This is a genomic window from Candidatus Bathyarchaeia archaeon (assembly GCA_041447175.1).
GTDB lineage: Archaea > Thermoproteota > Bathyarchaeia > Bathyarchaeales > Bathycorpusculaceae > JADGNF01.
The window spans coordinates 2,711,234-2,733,033 of record CP166960.1 but is presented as its reverse complement, the minus strand read 5'-3'; the positions used below and the strand labels follow the sequence as shown (position 1 = coordinate 2,733,033).

Genomic DNA, 21,800 nt, shown 5'->3' with positions numbered 1-21,800 from the left:
CAGGCGCCTTAATGCCTTGAAGGTTGGCGTAAACGGTTTTGCATGTGTCGCTCCAACCCTCATAAGTAAAAAGCCCAAGCAACGCGAAGCTAAACGAGTCATCATAAACTTCGTTCTCGCTCAAGCCAACTCGATGCCACCGGGCATCAGCAGGCTCAAAGTAAAGCCAAAGATTCTCAAACCCGCTCCTCAAGAAACCAACCGCTTTGTCTGCAATGCTTTGGTATAGTCCGGCGTTCTCGCCATCAACGTCTGAGAGGTTTTTGAGACCGATTAGGCAGTAGAGGCATTCAACGTCCAGTTGCAGGAGCCAAGCATCTTCAATGGTTACGGCTCGGGCAAAGCCGCCGAAAGCTTGCGTGTCCTGCATTGTTTTGAGGAAGATTCCGCCTGCAAGCTTGGCAGCGTCCAAGTAGGCTGTGTTGCAAGTGACTTGGTAGGCGTCTAAGAGTGCAGGAATGCATCGTCCAGTGTCAACGCTGTAGTAGTATGTGCTGGTTTCGCTGCTTTGAAATCCACCATAAGCCTTTCTAGCTGGGTTGAGACATTGCTGGGTCAGAGTCCAATCGGCCAATTCCACGATTTTGCTTCGGATTTCCGTTTGTTTGCTTGAATATTGGCTTGAGGTGTAGGCTTGGGATAGGAAGTTTATGGCGAAAGCAGCAGACATAACGCCTCGCCCATACGTGGGATCTGGAACATCAGGTGGAATAACGTAAAGATATGGGGCAAACTGTATAATGAAATCATAGTATGCTTGTGGAACTGCGCCCATTTTTGATATCTCCGTTTAAATAAAGCTTATTTCTCTGAGTTTGCTTTCCAATCGAAATTTGTTCAACGATAAGTGAGGTGACAAGATGCTGTCTCGTGATTGTGATGGATGCGCCTTGCAGCTTTACGATTGCAAGCGTCGTTTCGCCAAAGTCCAAGTCGGCGAGAAAGTGTATTGTCCCGACGGCACAGCGCATCTAGTCGATGCCGCATAAAAGCCATAAATCACTCCATTTCTTTTGGATGAAAAATCTTTTAGGCAAACTTCCACAATAACAGAAACAGATAGAAGAAGCTAGCGCTGTTGATAAAGATGAAAACGAAAGAATACCTTCCAGTATCGCTTTTGATTTTCACTTTTTTGATTGTTGCTTTTACCGGGCAGGCTTCTGCCGCTGGAGCTCACTACGAACTCGACAAGCCAGATTATCATCCCGGCGATACTGGATGCTATATCGTTGAGGTAAGTAACAATCAACCAGGCGCTGTAGATATCACATCTGCCACCTTCAACATCACAGGCATTGGTTCTTTCTCTTGGAATGCATCAACGGTTAATGCGTCTGATTTGAATCATGCTTCAATTATGGAGTTGCCTCTTTTTGACTCTACAGGTAACTCTTATGCCCATGTGAACGGTTGCCGTATCGATGTGGGGGGAAGCGCAGTTTTTCGCGTGTACTTCCAGATACCTATGGATACTCAACGGGGAGACTATCGCTATGACTTTTACATGCCAATAATGATGGACATCCCTGTACAAATCACTGGTTTAATCAATGTTTATCCTCAGGGTGAAGAGCCAAAACCAGATGCCTTTAGTGGTGTATTCCTGATAGGATTACTCTTAACGTTAATGTTTTTATCTGCATACTTAATTCTCAGATGGCGAAACTCCGGCGCGAAGAAATATGCACAAGTTGGCTTACTTGTATCTTTTATATTGGTGCTCATCGGTTTGCAAAGTATAATTATAGCAGTGTTGACTCTGGGTTTCTTAATCTTTCCATTATGGCCGCTTCTTTTGGTTCTACTGGTAGGTGCTCTTGTCTGGAACCGAAGAAGAAAGCATAAAAAGGAAGCAGCTAAGCTTCAATCGGGTATGAGTTGATGTCAGAGGTTCTTGCCTTAAAAATGTCCATTATGCTCTACGATAGAGAGAAAATTGGATGGGGCAGAGGCGTTCCATCAGTGTTATTCGTCACCAACAGACGGGTTGCTGTTGTAAAGCTTAAGCGTAAAAAATCGTTCCCCTTGACTTACAGGTATGAGGGTTGCCCAGAAAATTTGACTGATGCTCTAAAGAACGAAGGCAGTTTTGAGGTTGCAGTGAGCCAAATCCTTGAGGCTGCACCCGACACAGTTATGAAAACACCTTATATGCGAATACGATGCAACAAGGATTCCGGCGAGAAGGTGTTTTCTTTTGTGTTATCAGCGTTCTGGACTTCTAGCGGCATATCATCCGCCGCCGTTACTTATTACCAAATGATCTCCGAAGCTATAACGCAAGCGAAAAAGGGGACAATATGCGTTGCTTCACCAATAACTGATGAGAGTATAAACACGCCCAGCGCAATCTCTTTTATCAAGGACCTCAAAAAATCACGGGGCACCCAAGCGCATGGTCTTTCTTGAGGCTAAAACGTTTTCACCAATTCATCAGGAATACCTAACTGCAACTGAGGAATTCTCTATAGTTATCAACACAGGCCCCAAAAACCGGCTTCGTACTTGCCCAAATGGTCTTAGAAATTAACTGGACAGCAGCAAAAAGCGTATATCCTGGTTGCATAAAAGCGGCTAATGCTAGGCAAGGCTCATCGTTTACCGCTGAAAGCCAGCAGGAGGGATAGAGCAGATGCCTAAAAAGAAGAAAGAAGAGAAACCAAAAGTTGACGAAAAGAAACAGTAACAGTTCAACAACTTCAAAATCATACAAGCCTAAATTGTTTAGGCTCTTTTTTCTCTTATAATCTCTCGCAAGACATTTATGGGTTTAGTTCTGGACCGCGATAATGTGGTATATGCCTAGTCGAATTGACACTTTGAGCTGGAACCGTAAAGTTTACCATGACTCTGACCAGTTCGTTTCGGAAGCCCTGAACGGCAATCTCAAAAGCCAACCGCGAAGCGGAACCTTTTGTGATGAACAGGTCGCCCAGTCGATAGTCAAAAGCGCCTAACAGCAAACCGCCACTTGCAGCCACCAAAACTCGGAGGCAAGCAAGGTTTAGGGCAGACATTTTTGCCCAGTTAAATTGCTCGTCAGTCTCGGTGCGGCTCTGTCCCACTAGTGAGTTGACGTAGAGGTTGGCGTAGTCCACGTGTGCTTGGAAGCATGTTTGGGAGACGGCTAACCCAAAAACTGTATAGTTGCCGCTGGAATCGACGCCTGCAGCATTCAATTGATTGGCAACTTCGTTTGCTGTTATGAAGTTTTGAGTGGACATGCTTCTCCCTTCTATGCGTAGATTGAGGTTTGGGCTTTCTGCCGAAGTAGTACAGGAGCCATCCAACCAAGAATAGGGGTATGGCGATGGACAGGAGCAGAAGCCTAAGTTTTCGGTTTTTCAAGCTAATTACGCCACTGTTTTTATGGTTATGTTTGTTCCAGAGTTCCAGAGGTTCCAAAGTTCCAGAAAGCATACGCTCAATTTCCAAATTTTCAGCTCTCCAAAAAAAGCTTATTTTTTGGGAAAGGAGCCATTTTCTGAGATTTACATCTTGGCTTTTGGTTGCTTGACGCTGTGGGAGTCTGGAACAGTTGGAACTTTGGAACAAAAGTTTAGCCGCAAAGAAATCGCGGGAGAAAAGCGCTTGGGTATTTGAGGGTTGGTTAGCTTGTTGCTAGGTTTGTGATGGCGCAGATGCATTCGCCGTTCAAGACAACTGGGGCATATCTGGTGCTTAGCAGGACGTCTACGGAGTCGAATTCTTTTTTGAGTTCGGTGTCGCTTGCCAGTGGGCGTTTTATTTCGCCGACGCTAAAAGCGGTGACAGTGAAAACTTAGAAGGCAGGATTTGCTTCTAGTCGTCGTTTACGAAGTAGCCCATTGGGGCATAGCTGGCGCTTAGATTCTTGCCTGTGCTGACCATGTAGGCGGTGCCTGCTGGGACAACGTTGCTTTCGTAGATGTCATAGCCGAAGACTTTGCCCATTGCCCCGTTCTGAACCACTGGATCGCCGTATTGGCTGTAGAGCGTGAAGGTTGGCAGATACTTGAGGTCGCGCGTGTTGATGGGGTTCATCAGCATGCCGTCGGGGATGAAGTTGGCGCTCTTGATTTTGGCTTCTGCTGCAAGAACGTCTTTGCTGCCTACGGTGTTGGCGATGGTTATTTCTGTGCCTGTGGCGCCCATGGTTTTGCCCGTGGCTTCGATGCTGAAGCCTGCGCTGTTGGCTATGACGGTTAAGCAGTCGCTGTCGATAGTGAAAGCCATACGTCTGGCTAATCTGCGGAGCTGGTCTTCGATAACTGGGATATAGAGGTCTTCGATGTTTTCGCGTGTGATGCGTTCTCTTAGTGCCTTCTTGTATGGGGTTACTGTGGCGTAGTCGTAGGGTGTGAAGTCAAGGGGCATTTCTGCGCCCTCCGCAACTTCACCTATGGCGGCTGATCGACTGCCTTTCTGCTTCACAAAGCTGGCAGTTTTGCCCTGCACAAGTGGGAACTCTGGGAACAGGTTCTTGACTACGAGGGCGGGCATTGTGAGCTCCAAGATTTTGGCGTGAAGCTGCGGATACGCTATGGCTCCGGTGTCTACCCAAGTGAAAGCGTCTCTAATCATAGACATACGAAATCACCTATGGTAGGCAGCTTAGCAAAGCGTAGATGACTGTGTCAGTGCCTGAAGTTAATGCTCTACCGATCCACTGCTCGGTTTTGTCGAGTTCAGTCTGTACGGTAGCTTGAACGTAAGATGCGGGGGCAGTCATGGCGGCGACTCCGGCTACTGCGCCGTTTGCCCAACTTGTAATTCGTTGGCCTGCTGAAACAGCGCCGGAAACAGTGACTCGGACTAAGCCTCTGCATATGACAGTTATTTTTTTGCCAGCAGTTCCGCTTGTCAAAGCTACGCCGATAACATCTTTTCGGACGCCGTCAGTTGGCTTAACTTTGGGGGCGTATCCTGCAGCGCTGATGTAGACAACGTTTCCAGCAGTGACGGTTGCGCCAGAATCGACTTCAGCGGTGATGAGATAGCGGTCGCTAATGAGTGCAGTTGTTCCTTCTAAACTCATGTTGATCACCTATTGCATCCCTTTGAGTTTGCTGTTGGCTTTGAGCAGGTCTTGGAACCAGCCAAAATTAGCGCCTTGAACTGGCTCCTGCGTTGCGATTATGCCGTTGCCTTTCGGAGCCTGCTTAGATGCAGCTGGCTTGTTACATGCATCCTCTGCGTCTTCTGCGGATTCGCTGAGTTTACGGGACAACTCGTTTAGCTTCTGAGTTAACGCCTTCTTAGTTGCACGTTTGCCGACTTCGGCGTCTATCTCAGCGATTTTGCTTTTTATGCCTTCGATTTCAGCGTCAGAAGCCGTCTCGATTTGCTTGTTGAGGCTCTGCATCTGGTCTATTAGCTCCTGATAGGTCAAGTCGCCTGCTTTCTTTCCAGCAGTTAAGCTCGATGGCTGTGTTTGCGCTTGAACAGACGAAGCATTTGCCTCAAGGTTTGGTTGAGACATTTGCTTCACCTTGTCGTCTTTGCTTTCGGGTTTGTTTTCAGGTTCTTGCAGGTCGCCCTTAGAACCCACATCTTTGTTACCTCTCGATAACTGTGAAAAAGCCATAGCCGCAGCAAACCCCACAGGGTGAAAAGCCGTGTTCTTGTAGGCTGGACTCGCAACTATGCTTAGCTCGCGGACGTGGGGTTTATGCACGATTTCCCAAGCCCCAGCGCATAGATGTGTTAAGATGCCTTCTATGCGGGTTTGTTTTCCGCAGACGCTGCACTGGGTGTCGTCGCTGTCAACTTGGACACTAACATGGTTAACGTAGCCTCGCAGGATTTTGGGAATGATTGAGGGGTCTCCGACTTCGGCTTGGAAGAAAACTTGGTTGCCACTACGGATGGCCTCGGGAACTTTGCCGACGATGCTGAGAACTGACTCGGCGTGGTCAATCCGTAGCTGAGCACCTTTAAGCGAGGCAGTAAAGAAATCCAGATCCTCCGCTGGCACTTGCCACTTGTTAGCATTAACCGAAGTATCAATAGCCGTGCCCTCGATGGGCAGAATACCCTCTTTCAGCGCTAGGTCGGCGTTTACGCCTTCGGCTGCCTTAAACGGCACATAATACTTCAGTTGAAAAGTCATCTTGCTACCTCAATTCTGTTTTAACTCACTTGCCTTCATCCAAGCGTTTAAGAGGCGTCTTCTTTTCTCGTTAAACGCGCTGTAGTCGAGTAAGCTGGAGATTTCGCTCTTGAAGTGCCTATCCAAGAAGGCTTTAGCCTGAGCTCGACTCTTGAAGACCGCTTTGTCGAAGAAGAAGGCCTGAATTTCCCAGCGGCTTGAACCCCGAAAGCGGCAAAACATCACCTGAACGCCTGCAACTAAGGGTTTGAGTTTGCTTCGTTCAAGTTCTCTGCTGCTCTCTAGTACTGTGAATCTTATGCTGTCTTGTGTTTCAGAAAATCCAATCATGGTTTCTCCTCCGTTAATGAAGATGAGGCGGTAGCTTGGGTATCCTTCAAATCTGCGGGTAAAGCCTCAGCAAAACCTAGTTGCGCTCTCGCCTCACTCCTAGCGATAATGTTTCTGCCTGCCAAGTCAGTGAGCAGTTTAGCTTTTTCCGCCAAGCTTGGTTCCCATATGGGGCGCCACTTTATGTGTGGGATTTCTTTGCCCTTCCCAAATTTGGCGTCAACTAATTCTTTGAAGAGACGGGTTTCAGTTGTATCCCCAAAATTCTCCTGCAGCATCCGCAAGCGTGAAACGTATTCTTGCATCACTATGTCGGCTGTAGCGCGGTTCGTGCCTTCGCTTTCGCCTAAAAAGATTTTTGGGACGCCCAATACGGCTTGGCGCTGGTCATGCAGGTACTTAATCCACCAGTCAACATTGATTTGGCGAGTCATGCTCTGCATGCTGCTAACGTCGATGTCGCCTCTGACAACCACGTCCGTTGCAGGTCCACGCTTGGCGAAGGTTTCTTGAAGGGCTTCCCGCTGGGGGTCGGTGAAGGGGCGTTCTGGCGTGCCTGCTTTGATTACCAGCATGGGCTTTGTGTAGACGGCCATTATGGTTGCCATGTCCCGCTGGAAACTGTCGATGTAAGCTTGAATCAGAAGCAGGGGACGCAGCAGGCTTGTGCCGTAGCTGTATTCATACCACCAACTCTTAGCACCATACTTGTAGTGCACAATGTCTTGGGCTGGAAAAGCCACAGGCGGAAAAGTCAGCAACTGAATGTATCCGAAGATGTTGCCGTATTGGTCGCGTCTTACGCGGATGTGGACGGGGTCGAGGCTTTTGAGCCACCACTCCTCAGGCGGCGTTATGATGATGCCATTTTGGTCTTTGTCTCGGCAAATCTCAAACTCTCCGTTCCCAAACACCAATTCATCAGTCAGCGTGATTCTTGCAGTCTGCAGGAAATCATGCTCATCCAACCAGTCAGTGAGCCATTGCCGAATCTCAGGTGTACTGCCCTCTAATTCGAAGCCGTTACTTAGGGTTAGATTTACGGTTACGTCTATGCTGGCTTTGATGTAGGGAGTGAAATTGTAGAGATCCTTGTATTTGGGTAGATCCTCGACGGGGGTTGCGCCCCAGATGCGATCCCAAAACGCCGTGTAAGGCGGCGAGATGAAGCCTGCTCCGCTGGCGCCGATTTTGAACTGGTTCATGTAGCCCCAGAGGACGTCGTCGTCTTTCCAGTTGTAAGGAACCTCATGCTGCATCTGCTTTAGACTGACGTCTGCGGGGACTTCACGGTTAGCCAGCAAAGGGCCACTGCTAACAAGGCTTCTATGAGGCATAAACAAGACTTCCGAATGTGTTAAAAGTAAATCAACTGTAGAATACTGAAGAGCTAAGGAGTGTTAACGAATGCATAGACCTTCAACTGTAGGAAAAACATTCGATTTCAAGGAAAATGGAAATGGAATAGTCACAGATGAAGCAAAGGTGGACTATGAGAGCTGGTCGCCTGTTATTCAAGTACTAAAATTCACAGATACCGAGCATAATGGGGATATTCAGCTCAGGTTCGGATACCTTAACGACGACGGCACACTAATCGCACGGCCACTCTATTTAGACGAAGACCAACTAGAGGATTTAGGAAAAGCGGCTGCAAGAAATCCTGAAATTAAATCGATGCTAAAGCGCTTCGTAGAGAGTCTAGTGTAGGCAAATTGAAACTACACCTTTTTCTCGAATGTAACTTTCAACTCGCCCCAAACCACATTCTTGGTTATGTCGACGCCATCCAAGTAGACATGCAAATCAGCAGCTTTGCAATTCAATCCTAAACCAAGTGCTTTTACTTGAGGTGTAGTCTGGTCTGTTGCTACCAAAACTGTTTCTTCTGTCATATGATCACTTTTTTGGCAAGTTTTTTATTCTAACTCAAACAACTTGTCGATAATTCGGTGAGAATATGGTTAGCTACTTTGCATACGGCTCAAATTTAAATCAGGAAGACTTGGACAAGTGGTGTAAGAAGCGAAATAGACCGTTAATCGACCTAAAGTTAAAATCACCTAGACCTTGCGTCCTCAGGGATTACACATTAGATTTTAATTATTACTCTCGAAGTAGGGGAGGCGGTGCAGCTAACATAGAGCCATCACAAGGCGAGTATGTCGAAGGGGTTTTATTCGAAATGACCAAAGCCGACATGCAAACTATTGATATAAAGGAAGGCGCCCCTAACTCCTACCGCAAAATACCTGTTTCGGTTATTCTAAAAGACAACGAGAAAGTGGATGGCGTAGCTACATACACCGTTTGTGATAAATGCAAAACACATTTCACGGCACCTACCGATGAGTATCTTAAGATTATGCTAGATGGTGCAAGAGCTTTTGGTTTATCGTCTGCATGGATTGCAAAAGTCAATAGTATAGCTAGACCAACAACTTAGTGAGGTACAAAACCCACACCCACTCCTGGAGGAGGAGACCGTTTCAGCTGCCAAGCTGCCAGCGCCAATGCCACAACGCAGTCGTCATGGTAACCTTCTGGTGCTCCGTACTGCACATTGCCGCTGGCAGTGGTCTTGTAGCCATAGAGTTTTAGTTCGTTGATTAATTCGGGGATGTTGGGGATGGTTAGCTGCTGGTTCTCAATCATTATGCTGAGGTTTTCGATGAGGTCTTTCTTGGTTGCGTTGGTGAACTTGTAGCCTTCCACTCGAACGTTTTCTCGGTAGAGTTCATCGCAGACGGGGTCGCCGACTCCTGTGCAGTCAATCAGCAGCCGTGCATCATAGCGCTGGGCAAGTTGAACCATTCTTTTGCGCTGGAAAACCCAATCGAGTTCACTGAAGCGGTCAAAAGCCACTAGACGCCCGTCAGCATCGAGGACGCATAGGACGGTGAAGTCTTCGAGCTTTGCAAGGTCGGCGCCCATGACATATTGCTTGAAGCGGTTCGGCGGCTCAAAGCTGCCTTTCACTATGCGGTCAACGCCTCGAAAAACACTGCCCACATCTTCAAGAAATTCGGCGAGAACCTCTTGGCGGTAAGCCAACTCAGGCATGTCCCGTGCGAAAGCGGCAATCTCTGCTGGGTCTAAGTATGGGTTGGAAGCACTTGGGAAGCTCCAGCTTTTGTAATCCTTCTGGGAAGGGTCTTGCCCTCGTGTCCAGAGTTGGAAGTACCAGTTGTGTCCCCGAGGGGTGCCAGTGAAGAATGCAATGCCTTTCTCATCCATCAACGCAGGCCTAAGTGCCAACGTCCAGGCTTCCTCGGCAATCTGTGCCCCCTCATCAACCCATAGAACCTTGATACCTTGGCTTCTTAGCGAATCAGGGTTATCAGCGCTTTTGAACCAGATATTCCGCTTGCCCTTCAGGAGCACATGGCGGTCGGCTCTGTGAATTTCCTCGATTAGTTCAGCAGGGCAGTAGTTGAAGAACTCACTCCATTGCCGCTGTGTATGCCAATAAGTTGGGGCGACAGCAAAACCAACGATGCCTGACTTTTCTTTGCCTTGGCCTTGCTGCCAGATTTGTCTTATGAATTCGTTGGCGCCACAGACGGTTTTGCCCCAGCGGCGTCCACAGTTAAGCACTCGGAAACGGGCGGGGCAGAAATGGAACTGAAGCTGTCCCGCGTGAGGCTTGTATCGGATGAGTATTGTTTTTTGCATACTTCGGGGTCTTCCCATCGGATATGGATTTCTTCAGTCTGCGTTTGTTCGGTTGGTTTAGCACCGCTAAGCTGGGCAAGTTCAACGTTGATTTGGCGCATAAGATTCAAGGCAGCAATGCGTGCACGGTCGTTTTTTGCCTGAGTGTACATGAAGCTTGCTTTGCGGTAGAGCTGCTCATGGCGATTCTGTATCTTAAACAAAGAAGCCGTGATTTCCTGTACAAGCGGCTGCCAAACAGACCGAGTGGCAAAATCATTATAGACTGTGCTGTCTGAACAGCGGAACTTTTGGGTTAAATCTTGGACGATTTCACGCTTGTTTAAGCCGTTTCCTTCGTCCTTTAGCAATTCTAAACGTCTTTCAAGCGTATTAGCGTTCAAAAATAACACCCTTTTCCAAGTTTTCTGGAAAATTACCTTTTAGGCACATACTTAAGCGAAACAGTCAAGCGTCCTTTGCTGTTGGATTTGACTAGCCCCTGGTTTATTCTTGTGTTGCCTTTTCCGTGGCTACCATGCCCAATACGCTTGATAACCCAGTTACCCAGGTCGCCCCGTACCAGCTGAGGATTGCTCGTTACCAAATAAAACGGCAGCTTCGTTTTAGAAGTGTAAAACTCGGCGATGAAATTCATCAGGCGTTTGCCGATGCCTATGCCCTGATAGTCGGGCAACACTACGAGGCGGCTACAGGCGTTTGCCGATGCCTATGCCCTGATAGTCGGGCAACACTACGAGGCGGCTAACACGGTAATAATGCGACCTCATGTGCACGTGAGCGACAGCGATGAATGCAACAGGCTTAAACTGGTACATGGCGACGTAGCAGCGGACGCCTGCGCCAAGTTTACCGTTTAGATAATGATAGTGCCTAAAGGTTTGCCACAGGGAAGTGCCGCACCGATAAACTTGGAGTTCAACGGGCGGCCGACTTCTTTTTTTCGGCTAAACTCCATGGTGTCAGTGCAGAAAACCCAATCAGGGTCAAGCCAGTCGATAACGTCATAGTGGCAAGTAACTGCGATAAACTTCTTAGATGTTCGCCGAATGGCTTTGCTTATAGCATAGGCACTTACCTTTGCGACCTCCCTATCAACGACGCTTGTGAATTCGTCAAAGACTATGAGCGGCTGGTCTAAGCTCAAGGCTCTTGCGATGTCTACGCGCATCTTTTCGCCTTGACTAAGCGCCTCGTAGCTTTTGAGCCAATCCGGAGGAGAAGCAAACCCCACGCTGCACAGGTTTTTGGTTATTTCGTTGACTTGCAGACCTTCTGGGAAATCGTCCAGAATTGATTCATTGGTGTATTTGAAGGCTTTGATGTAGCTGTCAGGAAAAAGCGTTTTTGCAATGCTTGTTTTTCCGGTGCCGCTACGACCGACAATAACGCCGATTTGCCAAGGCTCATTTTCGATGGGTATTTCTCCAACAAAGCGCTTTTCCATCTTGCAGTCAACAAGGGTGAAACTGCCAATTACCGACTGAGCACGAAAGCTGGCAGGCTTAGTCCACGTTTTCATAAAGTCAAAACTCGGCATTTGTAGCCCTCACTTGTCAGTTTGTTAAAGACGGCTTCCTGATGCTGCTCGTCTTCACATTCAACCACAATCTCAAATGACTCATCGAAGGAAACGCTTTTTTCATCCTCGCCCAGAAGGCTCTCAAGCTTGTCATCCGAGAGCATGAGCAGGTATTTGAGGTCCTCTTCCCTTCCTGCTTGAATTATACGTTCGTATTCGAGTTGGTCGAGCTCTTTTTCATGTTTGCCCTTTAGCTTGTTGAGGACCTGTCTTAGCAGTCGGCGGTCCACGTCTTCTACTGGCAGGCGAATAACTGAAACCTCAGTCATTCCAAGGGCTTTTGCAGCAGTATACCTTTGTTCGCCGTCTGCAATCAAGAGGTCTCTGTTAGTGATGATTGGGACAATGAAACCCCACTTTTTGATAGAACCCTTCAGGCGCTCCAGCTGCTCTTTGCTCATCTTGTTGGGGTTTTGCCCGTCGGTTTTGAGTTCGCTGAGTTTTATGGTTTCAGCGGCTGGAATAACAATTGACATTAGCTTACAATTAACCTCTCGAACAGGAATATGGCAAGGCCAATCAAGCCGGCAAGACTGGCGCTGCCCAAGGCGACTAGGATTTTCTGGGTGACCTCAAGCTGGTGCACCTTGGCGACTAAGCCTGACTGCATGTCGTCGCCGATTAGGGCTTTCTCTATGCGACTGATCTGAGCATAGTTGGAGTGAATGGAGGTAAGATATGGGCAGGTTGGGTTCTTGTTGGCCTCTGGGCAGATTTCTTCTTTGTTTTCTTCCAATGACCTCACCTGCTAGTCAGCGATTGCTGGGCAAGTAATTTGCAACTGGAAAGCTCCTTCACCCCTTGAGTCAGTTAGAACCGAGCCGTGCTCCACATTGGGAATTGCCTCGGGAATCGATTGCCCAAAAGCTTTAGCTAAGTGGTCGGCTACATCGTTAGGTGTTGAGCGGCAAACGGATTCTCCTTTGAGGCGGTCATAGAAGGCTTGATCCTGCACATATTTGCGTGCAGCCTGCCATTGGCTGCGAATCTCTTCTGATTTAGCACTTCGTCTACCACGTTTATGTGTCAATTTAGAAAACCGCACTCCCAACGTTTGGGTGAAGGGGGCGAAACTCAAGAAGCATCCTAAGCTAGCGCTCGCCCAAATATTCAGCGCAGTAGATATAATTTCAAACTTAAAAGACTATCTGTTGTTCAGGTTCTGGGCTGAAATGTATGCTGAAAAAACTTTTATACTTAAACATAGGAGAGATTTTGTGGCGCCGAATGGAAAGAAATGAGGCGATTATTTGTTTAAAGGAACTTTTGCGTGTTGACGGCAATCATTCACCTCAAGCCGTACTTTTCCAAACATCCAAAGATTCAACGGGTTACACACTGCACATTGAAGGCATTGTCCAACACTCGGATAGAGAAATAGTTGAAGAAATCGCTAAGAAACACAGTTTAGCGGTTAAGCAAGAGAGCGACGGATTAATACTGTTCAAGCCGTTCCCCCCCCCAAGCAGCCGTTAGCAGCCTGTTTTAAATTTTTTGCCGCACCTATCGCAGGTATACATCTCTAAGCAAAAGAAGGGGTTTGACAGTTTTCTTGTGGGTTTAGTGAGAGTTTTTCCGCAGTGTGGACAGTTGACCATCCGAACGCACGTTTTTAACCAAACGTTCAATCAAACGTAGATAAAAAGATTTGTTGGCTACTATATGCAACCACACACAACCAAATTTCAGAGCCTAATTTCCCTAACGATATTCTTATGCTCCTTTAGCCTATGCTCTCTTAACTCGTTAGGATTAGAGAACTCTGCCTTACATATCGGGCATTCATACAATACATCAATCATGCAGCATGTCCCCGCTTTGTGGAGTGTTGACAGCGTTAGCTATATTCTCTGAATGTGTAGTTGCATTTTGAACACCGCATGAATTGGGTAGAGGATTCATCCGCGCCCCGAGTTTGCACAAGCCAAACGTAAGCTCTGTTGTTTCCGCACCGTGGGCATTCAATGCCTATCGTTGGCAGAGTGTTAAGCTGCGCCTCCTGCTCGCCGATTACCGCCACCATCTGCTGTGTCGAATGCTGAATTACTCTATTCACGAGCACCGGTTGTTTCCCAGCTTGCTGAGGCTTCTCAAATCCGCATTTATGGCAAACAAGCCACAATGCTACTTTCTTTGCCGGCGCTTTCTTCGTTGCCAAACGGGAACCGCAGTTTGGGCAAAACTCCATCCTAAACACCTCTAACTTAAGAAAATAGGGTTTTGTTATTTGTGAGTTGCTTCAACTATCATCAAAGTCAGAAGGGCGTTGACGTTGTCCATTCGCCGTAGGTGCGACTTGATGGTTTCCTTCAGTTTGTCGATGGAGTTGGCTTTTATTTTGACCATTAAGTCGTAGACGCCCCACAGGGTGTGTGCTTCTTCCACTCCTTCGATCTTTTTGATACGTTCGAGCACTTTAGACTCTTCACCAACTTCTGTATTTACTAACACTATAGCAGATATCATGTACAAGTCCTCCTTTGAGACATACGTTTTTCAAAACATCCCTGTTAAAGATATGTTGTTACATGTGCGAAACTACAAATAACTACATGGAAAAAGCCTTGTCTTGTATTTGCTATATTCTATTGCTTGAAAGCCGCATTTGCCGCCTAACTTTGTGGATGAGGGAAGCGCACGGTGAACTTTGTGCCTTTGCCAATTTGGCTTTCAAAGGTTACGGTTCCACCCATCGCTTCAGCCATACGTTTGACCACAGGTAAACCGAAACCTTGTCCCTTTGATCGCGTGGTGAACAAGGGCGTGAAGAGTTTAGGTTTAATGTCATCTGGGATGCCTATACCTGTATCTTCAACCGTAAGCACTACTTCCTTTTTCTCTTTGAACGCGTGTATCATTAATTTCCCGCCGTTTGGCATTGCATGGACAGCGTTAGATACCAGATTACCAAGAATACGTTTAAGCATGTCTGGGTCAGCTAGTAGCGTTTTTACCTCACTTTCAACTGTACAATTAGCTGCAATACTTTTTGGAACCCCGTTTTTGAGCAACACTTGATTACAGAGAGCCTGCAAATCTGTCTCTTTAATAACAGGTTTAATCACCTTAGCGTAATCCTGCAAGTCGGCTACTATCTTATTGATGTACTCTACGTTCTGCTGTATCTCCTTTAAGCTTTCAAGAGCGCTTGTTTTTTCAGCGCTCGCTGATAACTGCTGTATGTCGGACTCTACCAAGTATAGGCTGTTAGTTATTGCCTGCAAAGGATTCCGTATGTCATGTCCCACCATACCTGCTACTTGGCCGATAGTGGCAAGTCTTTCAGCGTCCTTTAACTTATCAAGCCTTTCTTGGGCAAGCTGTTCCATTTGATTAGCATATTCTTCAACCTTGGCAGCTTTCTCCTCCAGCTTTACTTTCATCTCCTCAAGTGCTTTAGCATGACGGCGAGCAACACGCTCAGATTTTCTCAGCGCTTCTTCGGCTTTTTTACGTTCAGTAATGTTTCTGGCGACATGAACTGACCCAACATAGTTACCTTTCTCGTCGAATAAGGGGGTGGCACTTACTATAAAGTCGCCGCCAAGACGTGGCTCATGTACTTCGGCAACATGCTCTTTCCCATCTTGTATCACTTTAGAATGTGGACAGAACGCTGGCGGCAAACTAGTACCATGAACCACCTTATAACAGGACAAACCTGTCGCCTCCTGCATGGTAACTCCTAATTGCTGTGCCATTGCACGATTAACGCGAACAATCTGGTGTTTGGCATCCAAAATAGCGATGAAATCAGGGATGCTATCAAAAGTGCGCTCCCAATCATTCTTAGCCTGCCACAATTCATGCTGGTTTCTCTTTCGTTCAGTTATATCCCGCTCAGTAGTAGCAATAGCAATTGGCTTACCTGAATCGTCAACTAACTTTGTGACCGTAAGCCAAACATCCAAGCATCTACCATCCTTTGTTAACCGCTTGGTTTCAAATGACTCCACATTCTCTCCTGCCTTCAGTTTATCCATAAAGACCGCCATCTCTTCTCGTTTTTCTTGGGGAACAAGGTCCAGAGTGCTTGCAGACAATGCTTCAGCTTCAGTCCAGCCATACATCTTTTCAGCACCCTTATTCCAAGCAAGAATTTTGCCTGAAAAAGCCTGAACCGTGATTGCATCATTGGAGTCTGCGATAACAGTTGCAAGCCTTCGTAGATGCTCTTCAGTCTTCTTGCGCTCCGTTATGTCTCGAAATACAAGAATAACGCCAACCATTCTACCATTGTCATCTTTTATGGGTGCGCCGCTATCGTCAATTGGGACTTCTGAGCCGTCTTTTCTTGTGAGAACCGTATGGTTAGCTAGACCAACTATTGTGCCCTCTTTTAGAACTCTGCTTATAGGGCTCTCTACCTGCTGTCGGGATTGCTCATTACCAATATTGAAAACTTTAGCCAGAGGTTTCTGCTGTGCCTCCGTTATAGACCAGCCTGTTAAGTCTTCAGCTACTTTGTTCATGAATGTAACGTTGCCAGCTGTGTCTGTAGCAATTACCGCATCTCCGATGCTCCGCAAAGTAGTTATCCAACGTTGCTCATTTCTGACCAATTCCTCTTCAATCTTTTTGCGCTCTGCTATTTCTTCCTCTAGTTTCCTGTTAGTCTCTGCCAATTGTATGGCAAGGTTTGCAAGATTGTCTTCACTTTGTTTTCGGTTGCGGAATAGAATCTTTGGGAATTCGAACTTGTTTCCTTTGCCGGCTTTCTGCTTTTCACTCGACGTAGGAGCAGATTCCTCCCTTATTTTTCCTTCTTTCATAACTCAAGTACGAATATGCCTCTAATTAGACAAATTAGAGGTTTAAAAAATTATCTTGATTTTGCTAAAAAAGCCCTGGAAATGGTACATAAAAAAGAGGAAAAAGCGGTATAAATGTGCGCAGGTGGTGGCGGGCCCGCTGGGACTTATGCGTTAGCTTGACTAATCAGGGGTAGCACCTATATCGCTTCTTTGAAAAAGGGTATCGACAGCAATAACGCTGAACTGCCCCTGTAAGGGTATACCGTTTTGAATCCTTTCAAGTCTTGGTGTTGCCTATCGTATTTTCGGAGAAGAAAAAAGAGAGGGAAGCTGCATAGGAACGAGTGGCGATACATAGCCAAGTTCGGGAGGTCCGAATCCCACCCCCTGCACCACACATAACTAAACAGTTTAAGGTCCCGCTATCGACACCCTCGAGGCTTTTTGCGGCTTAGAGCTTTTTTCTTGAAGATTTTTTGCTTTGGCTTCAGTGGTATCATCTGATAACACGTTTTTTATAAAAACGAGTACGAGTAACAACAGAAGTCTTGGATTTTACCAACAGTTGCAGAGGTTACAAACCTACTATAAATTGACTTTTCAGATCCCAAAAAACCGCCAGAGCCATTTGGTCAATAAATCTTGACTTAGCATGGTAAAGAAGTCTTTACAAGAACCCTTTAATCAAAAGAACCATTATGTGGTAGGTGAATGACATGAGCAACCTCGATAAACTTACCACTGTACTGGGTATTGCCGTCTTAATGTGTTTAAGCATGTTAATGGTTGAATCTGCTTTTGCACAGGTAACACCTAAACCTGCAGTGCCAGAATTCACGTTTTCGGTGGCAGACCACTCCTATGAAGTTGAAGCAACCACCGCAACCACGGTTGACCCATACGACGACGGGATAAGCAACACAACAACGTCGGGCTATCACAGGGTAAACGGAAGCATAACGCTGCGCATAAAAAACCAGTCATTCATGCCCTACTACAATTCTGAGGGGTACCCAGTTAAGCTGTATTATTGTGTTCGAGTCAGAGGAATTGATACGGGTTACTGGAACTACTTTCCAGATTACGAGGCTTATTTTCCAGCCACTAACTCCACATACACCCAGTTCGTTATCGGGTATTCAGGCAACTGCTTTCAAACCAGCGGGGGCTATAATAACTTCCGACCGGACGGCACATTGGATTTTCAGGTTAAAGCATTCATTGGATATATGAATGTTACGTACGTTTACTCAGGGAGTCCCGTTGTTAGGTCAAGTGACCTACGCACGGCGTATGTGGGTGAAACAAGCGACTGGAGCAGCATCCAAACAGTGACCCTCCCAAACGCGTCCTATACTCCAGTTACACCAAACCCAAATCCAACGTCACCAACAACCTCACCTACACCTACCACTACAACTTACAACCCCACAACAACACCAACAACATCTTCGCCTTCACCAAGCGAGAATAACCGACAACAAGAAAAAGACACAACACAAAGCGCAGCACCCCTGACAACTGTTCTGTTAATCATTACAGTCTTGATATGCATAGCTGCCACTTCATTGATACTGATTGTTCGAAAAAATTGAAAGACAACTAAGCTTCAAACACCTTAAACAGCACCAAATTTCTTGGCGACTGGCAGATTTTGCTATCAGTTATAAATGTCAGGCAATGTTTTTGTTTCATTATGCTTAGGCAAGCGCAACCTTCAGATGCTAAGGCTATCGTGGATCTTTTAGTTGACTCTTTTTTAGACAAGTTTAACGCCATTTTTGGTAGAAGGATAAACCGTGTCAAAGAAGCGTTGGTGCGGTACTATCAGCAGCCGAATGCGTTAAGTGGCGTGTTTGTCGCAGAAGTAAACTCAGAAACGGCTGGAATAATACAAATAGTTACGACTAATACGCCCAACAATTACAGGGGGTCGTTAGGATTACTTTGGGGGCTTGGCGTTTTTGGTGCAGTCCGAGCTGTTTTTGCGTTTATGGCGTTTGAACATAAAGTCGAAAATAACGAGTGTTATGTGGAGCATTTGGCAGTTGCTTCAGCGTTTAGAGGCAGAGGCATAGGGAAGCGTCTTTTGGGTTTGGGAGAGGAAGTTGCGAGAGAAAAAAAGAAAACAGCCTATTCGCTCTTTGTAGCCTCCGATAATGAAGCTGCACTTCAGCTCTACAAAAGTACAGGGTTCTTAGAAGTGAAGAAAAAAAGGAGCATAATTACCAGATTAATTCTTGGAAAAAGGACATTTATTTTCATGCAAAAAAAGCTATCTGTGTAATGCTTATTGTTTGTGTTAGTTTTTAGGTTTAAGCGATATACGTGGGTCAACGATAATCAAAGGTGAGGCGAACGAGGTCTTCACTCAGAAATCACGGTCAGAAAGGAGTCACGTTTGACACCAAGAGCAACTGCACTTTGATGTCTTCATAAATAGGTTAGATAGAAAAAAGAGAGTCACCAAAAATTGGCGAACTCAACCTGCTGACTGCAAATGGTCTTCAACACTTGCCAGTTAGAGGTCAAACCAGTCGTTGTCTGGGCGAACCTTGTTTTTGTATTTCAAATCGAGATTGTTGATGAAGACGTCCGGGAACTTGAGTTTGTCTTTGTCAAACCCAAAGAAGCGGTAAAGAGATTGCCAGAAATCGCAGTTTTCAGCTTCTTTTTTAGCGTCGTGGGAGGTGCCATCTGAATCAAGGTAGTCTCCATTGAACCTCGTGAATGTATTGCCGCCTGCTTTATCCCTGGTGTAATAGTAGCCATCGTCGGTGTTGTAGTACACCTCTTTTCCTTCCTTGTCCCAACCAACAAACACCATGTCACTCATGGGAAGGGGAGCATAAGGAATAATGGGTTGACCGCCGGGACCGAAAATGGTGGTTGAGAGCTTTTGCATCTGCACATTGCGCTGCTGGTTAAGCTTGCTTACTTTCTGGAAATACTTCACTTCAGACTCCAAGAAAGAAGCAACGGCATCTTTTGTGGACGAAGCAGGAAGGGCAGAATTAACTAGGCTTGCTACTTGTTTGACGCCTTCAACTTGGTTTGCGTTGACGCTGAAGGCGGATTTTCTAGTTTTGAACTCGTATTTTGGGTTTGCTCGAATAGATTCAAGCTGGTTGAGGAAATTTTTAGATTGCGTTTTTGTTAAGGTTGGGGTTTGCTTTGTTGTTTTTGCTTTTTTTGACATTTGGCTTCACATTTTTTGATTAAACTGGGTTTGCGGCTGTAGTTGTCGTTTAAAATATAAAAGTTTTTCAATAAACCCATCATTAAAGCAAAAAACTGAACATTTTTTAAAGCTCGAAAGCCCGCCAAGAAAGGCTATAAGCCGTGCTGAAGCACTTCAACACCATAAAACAGCAGACTTTTCACGGCACTTGCTCTGCTCCCAGATACCCGCGCCAAACCCAGAATCAAACCGTACAAAGATAGAAAAGTCAGGGCTAAAACCTTCGATCCTGAATAGACCATCAGTTTAAAAACGTAAAAGAACATGGGCGAAAAAAATCTGCTGGAGAGGCTCATTGCGTCACTTCTTGTATGCCTGTCTGGCGGGAGGTTAAGGGGTTGCCTCCTTTGTATGCTGGTGCTCTTTGACTGATCTGCCTGAGGGGTCGGCTTGTTTGGCGAATTCTTTGCTCCACCTAAACGCGGTAGGTGTTGAGCAGGCAATAGTTGGACCGACTGGAACGGTTAATGCTGCGCTGGGCGAGTTGAAGTAGCTGTCAAAAATCTCCCGGTAGAAATACTCCTCCTTAGACATGGGTGTCTGGGTGGGGAAGCGGGTTTTGGCGTTTGCCATCATCTCATTTGAAACCGCGCTCTCCGCATGCTGCTTCAGGTAATCAATCCAGCCGTAGCCGACACCATCAGAGAACTGCTCTTTCTGCCGCCACAAAATCTCGTCAGGAATGTAGCCCTCAAAGGCTTTGCGCAACACGTATTTTTCGATTTTGTCGCCGGGACACATTTTTTCTTTGGGGTCAAAGTTCATGGCAAAATCCAGAAATTCCTTGTCGAGGAAGGGCACGCGGGTTTCGACGCCCCACGCGGCGGTGGCTTTGTTGGCGCGTAGGCAGTCGTATTTGCTGAGCATGAACAGTTTGCGGACGGTTTCCTCGTAGAATTCCTGCTCGTTGGGTGCCTTGTGGAAGTACAGGTAGCCACCGAACACCTCGTCGGAGCCTTCGCCTGAGAGGACCATTTTGATGCCCATGGACTTGATTTTGCGTGCCATCAGATACATGGGTGTCGCGGCGCGTATGGTGGTTACATCGAAGGTTTCCAAGTGGTAAATCACGTTGGGTATGGCGTCAAAGCCTTCCTGTATGGTGAAAATTATCTCGTGATGCACGGTTCCGATGTAGTCAGCTACTTTTCGGGCATACTTCAAGTCGGGGGAATCCGCCAAGCCTACCGCAAATGAGTGTAGTCGGGGCCACCATGCTTCTTCTTGGTCGTCGGATTCGATGCGTTTTTTGCGGTACTTTGAGGCGATGGCGGCTATGAGCGAAGAGTCCAACCCGCCGGAGATGAGCACACCGTAAGGAACGTCGGACATCATTTGTCCCTTCACCGATTTCTCCAACGCTGTCTGCAGGTTAGAAAGCGCCAAGGGATTGTTGGGGATTTGGGTTGCCCATTTGGGTTTGTACCATTGGACAAAGTTTTTGATGATGCCTTTACCTTGCAGGTAGTGTCCAGGCGGGAATTCTTGAATGTTGGTGCAGTAGTCGGTGAGGGCTTTCATTTCGCTGGCGGCATAAAAGGTTCCATTGTCGTCCCAGCCCACGTAGAGCGGAATTATGCCGATGTGGTCGCGGGCAAGGAAGTATTCGCTTTTCTGCTTGTCGTAGAGGATGAAGGCAAACATGCCGTTAAGCATGTTCAGAAAGTCGGGTCCATACTCGTCGTAGAGGTACAGGATAATTTCGCAGTCTGACTTTGTCTGCCATAAGTGCTCTTTTTTGAGTTCGCTGTGAAGTTGCATGTGGTTGTAGATTTCGCCGTTAACCGCCAGAACGTTTCCGTTGAGTTTATCGAAGAGGGGTTGGGCGCCGTGTTCTACGTCCACGATGGAGAGGCGCTCGTGAGCTAAGACGGCTTTGTCGTCGCTGTAGATGCCGCTCCAGTCGGGTCCGCGGTGCCGTATTTTGGTAGCCATTTTTAGGGCTTTGTTTCGAACTTGGTCAGCTGGTTCAGTGATGTTGAAAATTCCCACTATACCGCACATGAATATCTGCCTACACGTTTGTTAAACCGTAAGATAAGGGCATCGGAACGCTCTTACTACCCTTGCGTTCTATGAAAAGAGTGGCTTAAGGTTTTTGGATTCTAAAACAGAAAAAGATGA

At 46.7% G+C, this 21,800-nt stretch carries 30 protein-coding genes; 8 read left to right on the top strand and 22 right to left on the bottom strand.

Translation table 11 applies throughout. The features are described 5' to 3' along the window. On the bottom strand, positions 1-775 hold a 775-nt coding region (locus ACBZ72_14135; GenBank protein ID XES77285.1), incomplete at its 3' end, for a hypothetical protein. 85 nt (positions 776-860) lie between these two features. Between ACBZ72_14135 and ACBZ72_14130 the strand changes: the two genes are divergently transcribed. The 3 genes from ACBZ72_14130 to ACBZ72_14120 all read left to right on the top strand — a co-directional run bounded on the left by ACBZ72_14130 (position 861) and on the right by ACBZ72_14120 (position 2,412). Beyond that, positions 861-989 (top strand): hypothetical protein, encoded by a 129-nt coding sequence (locus ACBZ72_14130; protein ID XES77284.1) that lies wholly within the window; start codon positions 861-863, stop codon positions 987-989. Between the two features lie 98 nt (positions 990-1,087). Then, positions 1,088-1,885 (top strand): hypothetical protein, encoded by a 798-nt coding sequence (locus ACBZ72_14125; protein XES77283.1) that lies wholly within the window; start codon positions 1,088-1,090, stop codon positions 1,883-1,885. Then, on the top strand, positions 1,885-2,412 hold the full coding sequence (locus tag ACBZ72_14120; protein XES77282.1) for a hypothetical protein: 528 nt from the start codon (positions 1,885-1,887) through the stop codon (positions 2,410-2,412). The genes ACBZ72_14125 and ACBZ72_14120 overlap by 1 nt, the downstream gene beginning before the upstream one ends. 353 nt (positions 2,413-2,765) lie before the next feature. On the opposite strand, the gene ACBZ72_14115 is transcribed toward ACBZ72_14120, so the two are convergent. The 6 genes from ACBZ72_14115 to ACBZ72_14090 all read right to left on the bottom strand — a co-directional run bounded on the left by ACBZ72_14115 (position 2,766) and on the right by ACBZ72_14090 (position 7,761). Continuing rightward, positions 2,766-3,227, bottom strand: coding sequence for a hypothetical protein (locus tag ACBZ72_14115; GenBank protein XES77281.1), 462 nt, complete (start codon positions 3,225-3,227; stop codon positions 2,766-2,768). Between the two features lie 577 nt (positions 3,228-3,804). Continuing rightward, on the bottom strand, positions 3,805-4,572 hold the full coding sequence (locus ACBZ72_14110) for a hypothetical protein (GenBank protein ID XES77280.1): 768 nt from the start codon (positions 4,570-4,572) through the stop codon (positions 3,805-3,807). Between the two features lie 10 nt (positions 4,573-4,582). Continuing rightward, positions 4,583-5,020, bottom strand: coding sequence for a hypothetical protein (locus ACBZ72_14105; GenBank protein ID XES77279.1), 438 nt, complete (start codon positions 5,018-5,020; stop codon positions 4,583-4,585). 9 nt (positions 5,021-5,029) lie between these two features. Further along, positions 5,030-6,094, bottom strand: coding sequence for a hypothetical protein (locus tag ACBZ72_14100; protein ID XES77278.1), 1,065 nt, complete (start codon positions 6,092-6,094; stop codon positions 5,030-5,032). Between the two features lie 9 nt (positions 6,095-6,103). Beyond that, on the bottom strand, positions 6,104-6,424 hold the full coding sequence (locus ACBZ72_14095) for a hypothetical protein (GenBank protein XES77277.1): 321 nt from the start codon (positions 6,422-6,424) through the stop codon (positions 6,104-6,106). Continuing rightward, complete coding sequence (locus ACBZ72_14090; GenBank protein XES77276.1) at positions 6,421-7,761, bottom strand: hypothetical protein; 1,341 nt, start codon at positions 7,759-7,761, stop codon at positions 6,421-6,423. The genes ACBZ72_14095 and ACBZ72_14090 overlap by 4 nt, the downstream gene beginning before the upstream one ends. A gap of 70 nt (positions 7,762-7,831) precedes the next feature. Between ACBZ72_14090 and ACBZ72_14085 the strand changes: the two genes are divergently transcribed. Next, on the top strand, positions 7,832-8,134 hold the full coding sequence (locus ACBZ72_14085) for a hypothetical protein (GenBank protein XES77275.1): 303 nt from the start codon (positions 7,832-7,834) through the stop codon (positions 8,132-8,134). Between the two features lie 11 nt (positions 8,135-8,145). Here the strand turns inward: ACBZ72_14085 and ACBZ72_14080 are convergent, their stop codons facing one another. After that, a complete protein-coding gene (locus tag ACBZ72_14080; GenBank protein XES77274.1) occupies positions 8,146-8,319 on the bottom strand; it encodes a hypothetical protein in 174 nt (57 codons plus the stop codon). A 65-nt stretch (positions 8,320-8,384) separates the two neighbouring features. On the opposite strand from ACBZ72_14080, the gene ACBZ72_14075 reads away from it, so the two are divergent. Continuing rightward, positions 8,385-8,870, top strand: a complete 486-nt coding sequence (locus ACBZ72_14075) for a gamma-glutamylcyclotransferase family protein (protein ID XES77273.1) — start codon at positions 8,385-8,387, stop codon at positions 8,868-8,870. On the opposite strand, the gene ACBZ72_14070 is transcribed toward ACBZ72_14075, so the two are convergent. The 8 genes from ACBZ72_14070 to ACBZ72_14035 are packed head-to-tail and all read right to left on the bottom strand — an operon-like array spanning position 8,867 to position 12,711. Continuing rightward, a complete protein-coding gene (locus ACBZ72_14070; GenBank protein ID XES78698.1) occupies positions 8,867-10,021 on the bottom strand; it encodes a terminase large subunit domain-containing protein in 1,155 nt (384 codons plus the stop codon). The genes ACBZ72_14075 and ACBZ72_14070 overlap by 4 nt on opposite strands. After that, complete coding sequence (locus tag ACBZ72_14065) at positions 9,964-10,482, bottom strand: hypothetical protein (GenBank protein ID XES77272.1); 519 nt, start codon at positions 10,480-10,482, stop codon at positions 9,964-9,966. The genes ACBZ72_14070 and ACBZ72_14065 overlap by 58 nt, the downstream gene beginning before the upstream one ends. Before the next feature lie 32 nt (positions 10,483-10,514). Further along, on the bottom strand, positions 10,515-10,778 hold the full coding sequence (locus ACBZ72_14060; GenBank protein XES77271.1) for a GNAT family N-acetyltransferase: 264 nt from the start codon (positions 10,776-10,778) through the stop codon (positions 10,515-10,517). A 10-nt stretch (positions 10,779-10,788) separates the two neighbouring features. Continuing rightward, positions 10,789-10,989 (bottom strand): GNAT family N-acetyltransferase, encoded by a 201-nt coding sequence (locus ACBZ72_14055; protein XES78697.1) that lies wholly within the window; start codon positions 10,987-10,989, stop codon positions 10,789-10,791. Beyond that, complete coding sequence (locus tag ACBZ72_14050; protein ID XES77270.1) at positions 10,956-11,639, bottom strand: hypothetical protein; 684 nt, start codon at positions 11,637-11,639, stop codon at positions 10,956-10,958. The genes ACBZ72_14055 and ACBZ72_14050 overlap by 34 nt, the downstream gene beginning before the upstream one ends. Then, positions 11,618-12,157 carry a ParB N-terminal domain-containing protein gene (locus ACBZ72_14045; GenBank protein XES77269.1) on the bottom strand — a complete coding sequence of 180 codons (540 nt, stop codon included), beginning with the start codon at positions 12,155-12,157 and terminating at the stop codon, positions 11,618-11,620. Before ACBZ72_14045 ends, ACBZ72_14050 begins: the two co-directional genes overlap by 22 nt. Beyond that, positions 12,157-12,417: a hypothetical protein gene (locus ACBZ72_14040; GenBank protein XES77268.1), complete on the bottom strand. Its 261-nt coding sequence runs from the start codon at positions 12,415-12,417 to the stop codon at positions 12,157-12,159. Before ACBZ72_14040 ends, ACBZ72_14045 begins: the two co-directional genes overlap by 1 nt. 12 nt (positions 12,418-12,429) lie before the next feature. Next, a complete protein-coding gene (locus ACBZ72_14035) occupies positions 12,430-12,711 on the bottom strand; it encodes a hypothetical protein (protein XES77267.1) in 282 nt (93 codons plus the stop codon). Positions 12,712-12,857: 146 nt separating this feature from the next. Here ACBZ72_14035 and ACBZ72_14030 point away from each other — a divergent pair, with 146 nt between their 5' ends. Then, a complete protein-coding gene (locus ACBZ72_14030) occupies positions 12,858-13,157 on the top strand; it encodes a hypothetical protein (GenBank protein XES77266.1) in 300 nt (99 codons plus the stop codon). A gap of 209 nt (positions 13,158-13,366) precedes the next feature. Here the strand turns inward: ACBZ72_14030 and ACBZ72_14025 are convergent, their stop codons facing one another. The 4 genes from ACBZ72_14025 to ACBZ72_14010 all read right to left on the bottom strand — a co-directional run bounded on the left by ACBZ72_14025 (position 13,367) and on the right by ACBZ72_14010 (position 16,453). After that, positions 13,367-13,483, bottom strand: a complete 117-nt coding sequence (locus tag ACBZ72_14025; protein XES77265.1) for a C2H2-type zinc finger protein — start codon at positions 13,481-13,483, stop codon at positions 13,367-13,369. Positions 13,484-13,518: 35 nt separating this feature from the next. Then, positions 13,519-13,869, bottom strand: a complete 351-nt coding sequence (locus tag ACBZ72_14020) for a transcription factor S (GenBank protein ID XES77264.1) — start codon at positions 13,867-13,869, stop codon at positions 13,519-13,521. 35 nt (positions 13,870-13,904) lie between these two features. After that, a complete protein-coding gene (locus ACBZ72_14015) occupies positions 13,905-14,147 on the bottom strand; it encodes an Lrp/AsnC ligand binding domain-containing protein (protein ID XES77263.1) in 243 nt (80 codons plus the stop codon). A 146-nt stretch (positions 14,148-14,293) separates the two neighbouring features. Further along, positions 14,294-16,453 carry a PAS domain S-box protein gene (locus ACBZ72_14010; GenBank protein ID XES77262.1) on the bottom strand — a complete coding sequence of 720 codons (2,160 nt, stop codon included), beginning with the start codon at positions 16,451-16,453 and terminating at the stop codon, positions 14,294-14,296. Positions 16,454-17,151: 698 nt separating this feature from the next. Here ACBZ72_14010 and ACBZ72_14005 point away from each other — a divergent pair. Together ACBZ72_14005 and ACBZ72_14000 are read left to right on the top strand one after the other, a co-directional pair. Continuing rightward, the gene (locus ACBZ72_14005) at positions 17,152-18,030 is read left to right on the top strand and encodes a hypothetical protein (GenBank protein ID XES77261.1); all 879 of its coding nucleotides are present in this window, start codon (positions 17,152-17,154) and stop codon (positions 18,028-18,030) included. Positions 18,031-18,089: 59 nt separating this feature from the next. Continuing rightward, positions 18,090-18,722, top strand: a complete 633-nt coding sequence (locus ACBZ72_14000) for an N-acetyltransferase family protein (GenBank protein ID XES77260.1) — start codon at positions 18,090-18,092, stop codon at positions 18,720-18,722. A gap of 234 nt (positions 18,723-18,956) precedes the next feature. Here ACBZ72_14000 and ACBZ72_13995 read toward each other — a convergent pair whose 3' ends face one another. Together ACBZ72_13995 and asnB are read right to left on the bottom strand one after the other, a co-directional pair. Beyond that, positions 18,957-19,634, bottom strand: coding sequence for a hypothetical protein (locus ACBZ72_13995; protein XES77259.1), 678 nt, complete (start codon positions 19,632-19,634; stop codon positions 18,957-18,959). A gap of 372 nt (positions 19,635-20,006) precedes the next feature. After that, on the bottom strand, positions 20,007-21,680 hold the full coding sequence (asnB, locus tag ACBZ72_13990; protein ID XES77258.1) for an asparagine synthase B: 1,674 nt from the start codon (positions 21,678-21,680) through the stop codon (positions 20,007-20,009). Positions 21,681-21,800 lie beyond the last annotated feature (120 nt).

Excerpts from the sequence above, each read along its gene's own strand:
- ACBZ72_14130 (XES77284.1), top strand. The coding sequence starts at position 861 with ATGCTGTCTCGTGATTGTGATGGATGCGCCTTGCAGCTTTACGATTGC.
- ACBZ72_14125 (XES77283.1), top strand. The coding sequence starts at position 1,088 with ATGAAAACGAAAGAATACCTTCCAGTATCGCTTTTGATTTTCACTTTT.
- ACBZ72_14120 (XES77282.1), top strand. The coding sequence starts at position 1,885 with ATGTCAGAGGTTCTTGCCTTAAAAATGTCCATTATGCTCTACGATAGA.
- ACBZ72_14115 (XES77281.1), bottom strand. The coding sequence starts at position 3,227 with ATGTCCACTCAAAACTTCATAACAGCAAACGAAGTTGCCAATCAATTG.
- ACBZ72_14110 (XES77280.1), bottom strand. The coding sequence starts at position 4,572 with ATGTCTATGATTAGAGACGCTTTCACTTGGGTAGACACCGGAGCCATA.
- ACBZ72_14105 (XES77279.1), bottom strand. The coding sequence starts at position 5,020 with ATGAGTTTAGAAGGAACAACTGCACTCATTAGCGACCGCTATCTCATC.
- ACBZ72_14100 (XES77278.1), bottom strand. The coding sequence starts at position 6,094 with ATGACTTTTCAACTGAAGTATTATGTGCCGTTTAAGGCAGCCGAAGGC.
- ACBZ72_14095 (XES77277.1), bottom strand. The coding sequence starts at position 6,424 with ATGATTGGATTTTCTGAAACACAAGACAGCATAAGATTCACAGTACTA.
- ACBZ72_14090 (XES77276.1), bottom strand. The coding sequence starts at position 7,761 with ATGCCTCATAGAAGCCTTGTTAGCAGTGGCCCTTTGCTGGCTAACCGT.
- ACBZ72_14085 (XES77275.1), top strand. The coding sequence starts at position 7,832 with ATGCATAGACCTTCAACTGTAGGAAAAACATTCGATTTCAAGGAAAAT.
- ACBZ72_14080 (XES77274.1), bottom strand. The coding sequence starts at position 8,319 with ATGACAGAAGAAACAGTTTTGGTAGCAACAGACCAGACTACACCTCAA.
- ACBZ72_14075 (XES77273.1), top strand. The coding sequence starts at position 8,385 with ATGGTTAGCTACTTTGCATACGGCTCAAATTTAAATCAGGAAGACTTG.
- ACBZ72_14050 (XES77270.1), bottom strand. The coding sequence starts at position 11,639 with ATGCCGAGTTTTGACTTTATGAAAACGTGGACTAAGCCTGCCAGCTTT.
- ACBZ72_14045 (XES77269.1), bottom strand. The coding sequence starts at position 12,157 with ATGTCAATTGTTATTCCAGCCGCTGAAACCATAAAACTCAGCGAACTC.
- ACBZ72_14030 (XES77266.1), top strand. The coding sequence starts at position 12,858 with ATGCTGAAAAAACTTTTATACTTAAACATAGGAGAGATTTTGTGGCGC.
- ACBZ72_14025 (XES77265.1), bottom strand. The coding sequence starts at position 13,483 with ATGATTGATGTATTGTATGAATGCCCGATATGTAAGGCAGAGTTCTCT.
- ACBZ72_14020 (XES77264.1), bottom strand. The coding sequence starts at position 13,869 with ATGGAGTTTTGCCCAAACTGCGGTTCCCGTTTGGCAACGAAGAAAGCG.
- ACBZ72_14015 (XES77263.1), bottom strand. The coding sequence starts at position 14,147 with ATGATATCTGCTATAGTGTTAGTAAATACAGAAGTTGGTGAAGAGTCT.
- ACBZ72_14010 (XES77262.1), bottom strand. The coding sequence starts at position 16,453 with ATGAAAGAAGGAAAAATAAGGGAGGAATCTGCTCCTACGTCGAGTGAA.
- ACBZ72_14005 (XES77261.1), top strand. The coding sequence starts at position 17,152 with ATGAGCAACCTCGATAAACTTACCACTGTACTGGGTATTGCCGTCTTA.
- ACBZ72_13995 (XES77259.1), bottom strand. The coding sequence starts at position 19,634 with ATGTCAAAAAAAGCAAAAACAACAAAGCAAACCCCAACCTTAACAAAA.
- asnB (XES77258.1), bottom strand. The coding sequence starts at position 21,680 with ATGTGCGGTATAGTGGGAATTTTCAACATCACTGAACCAGCTGACCAA.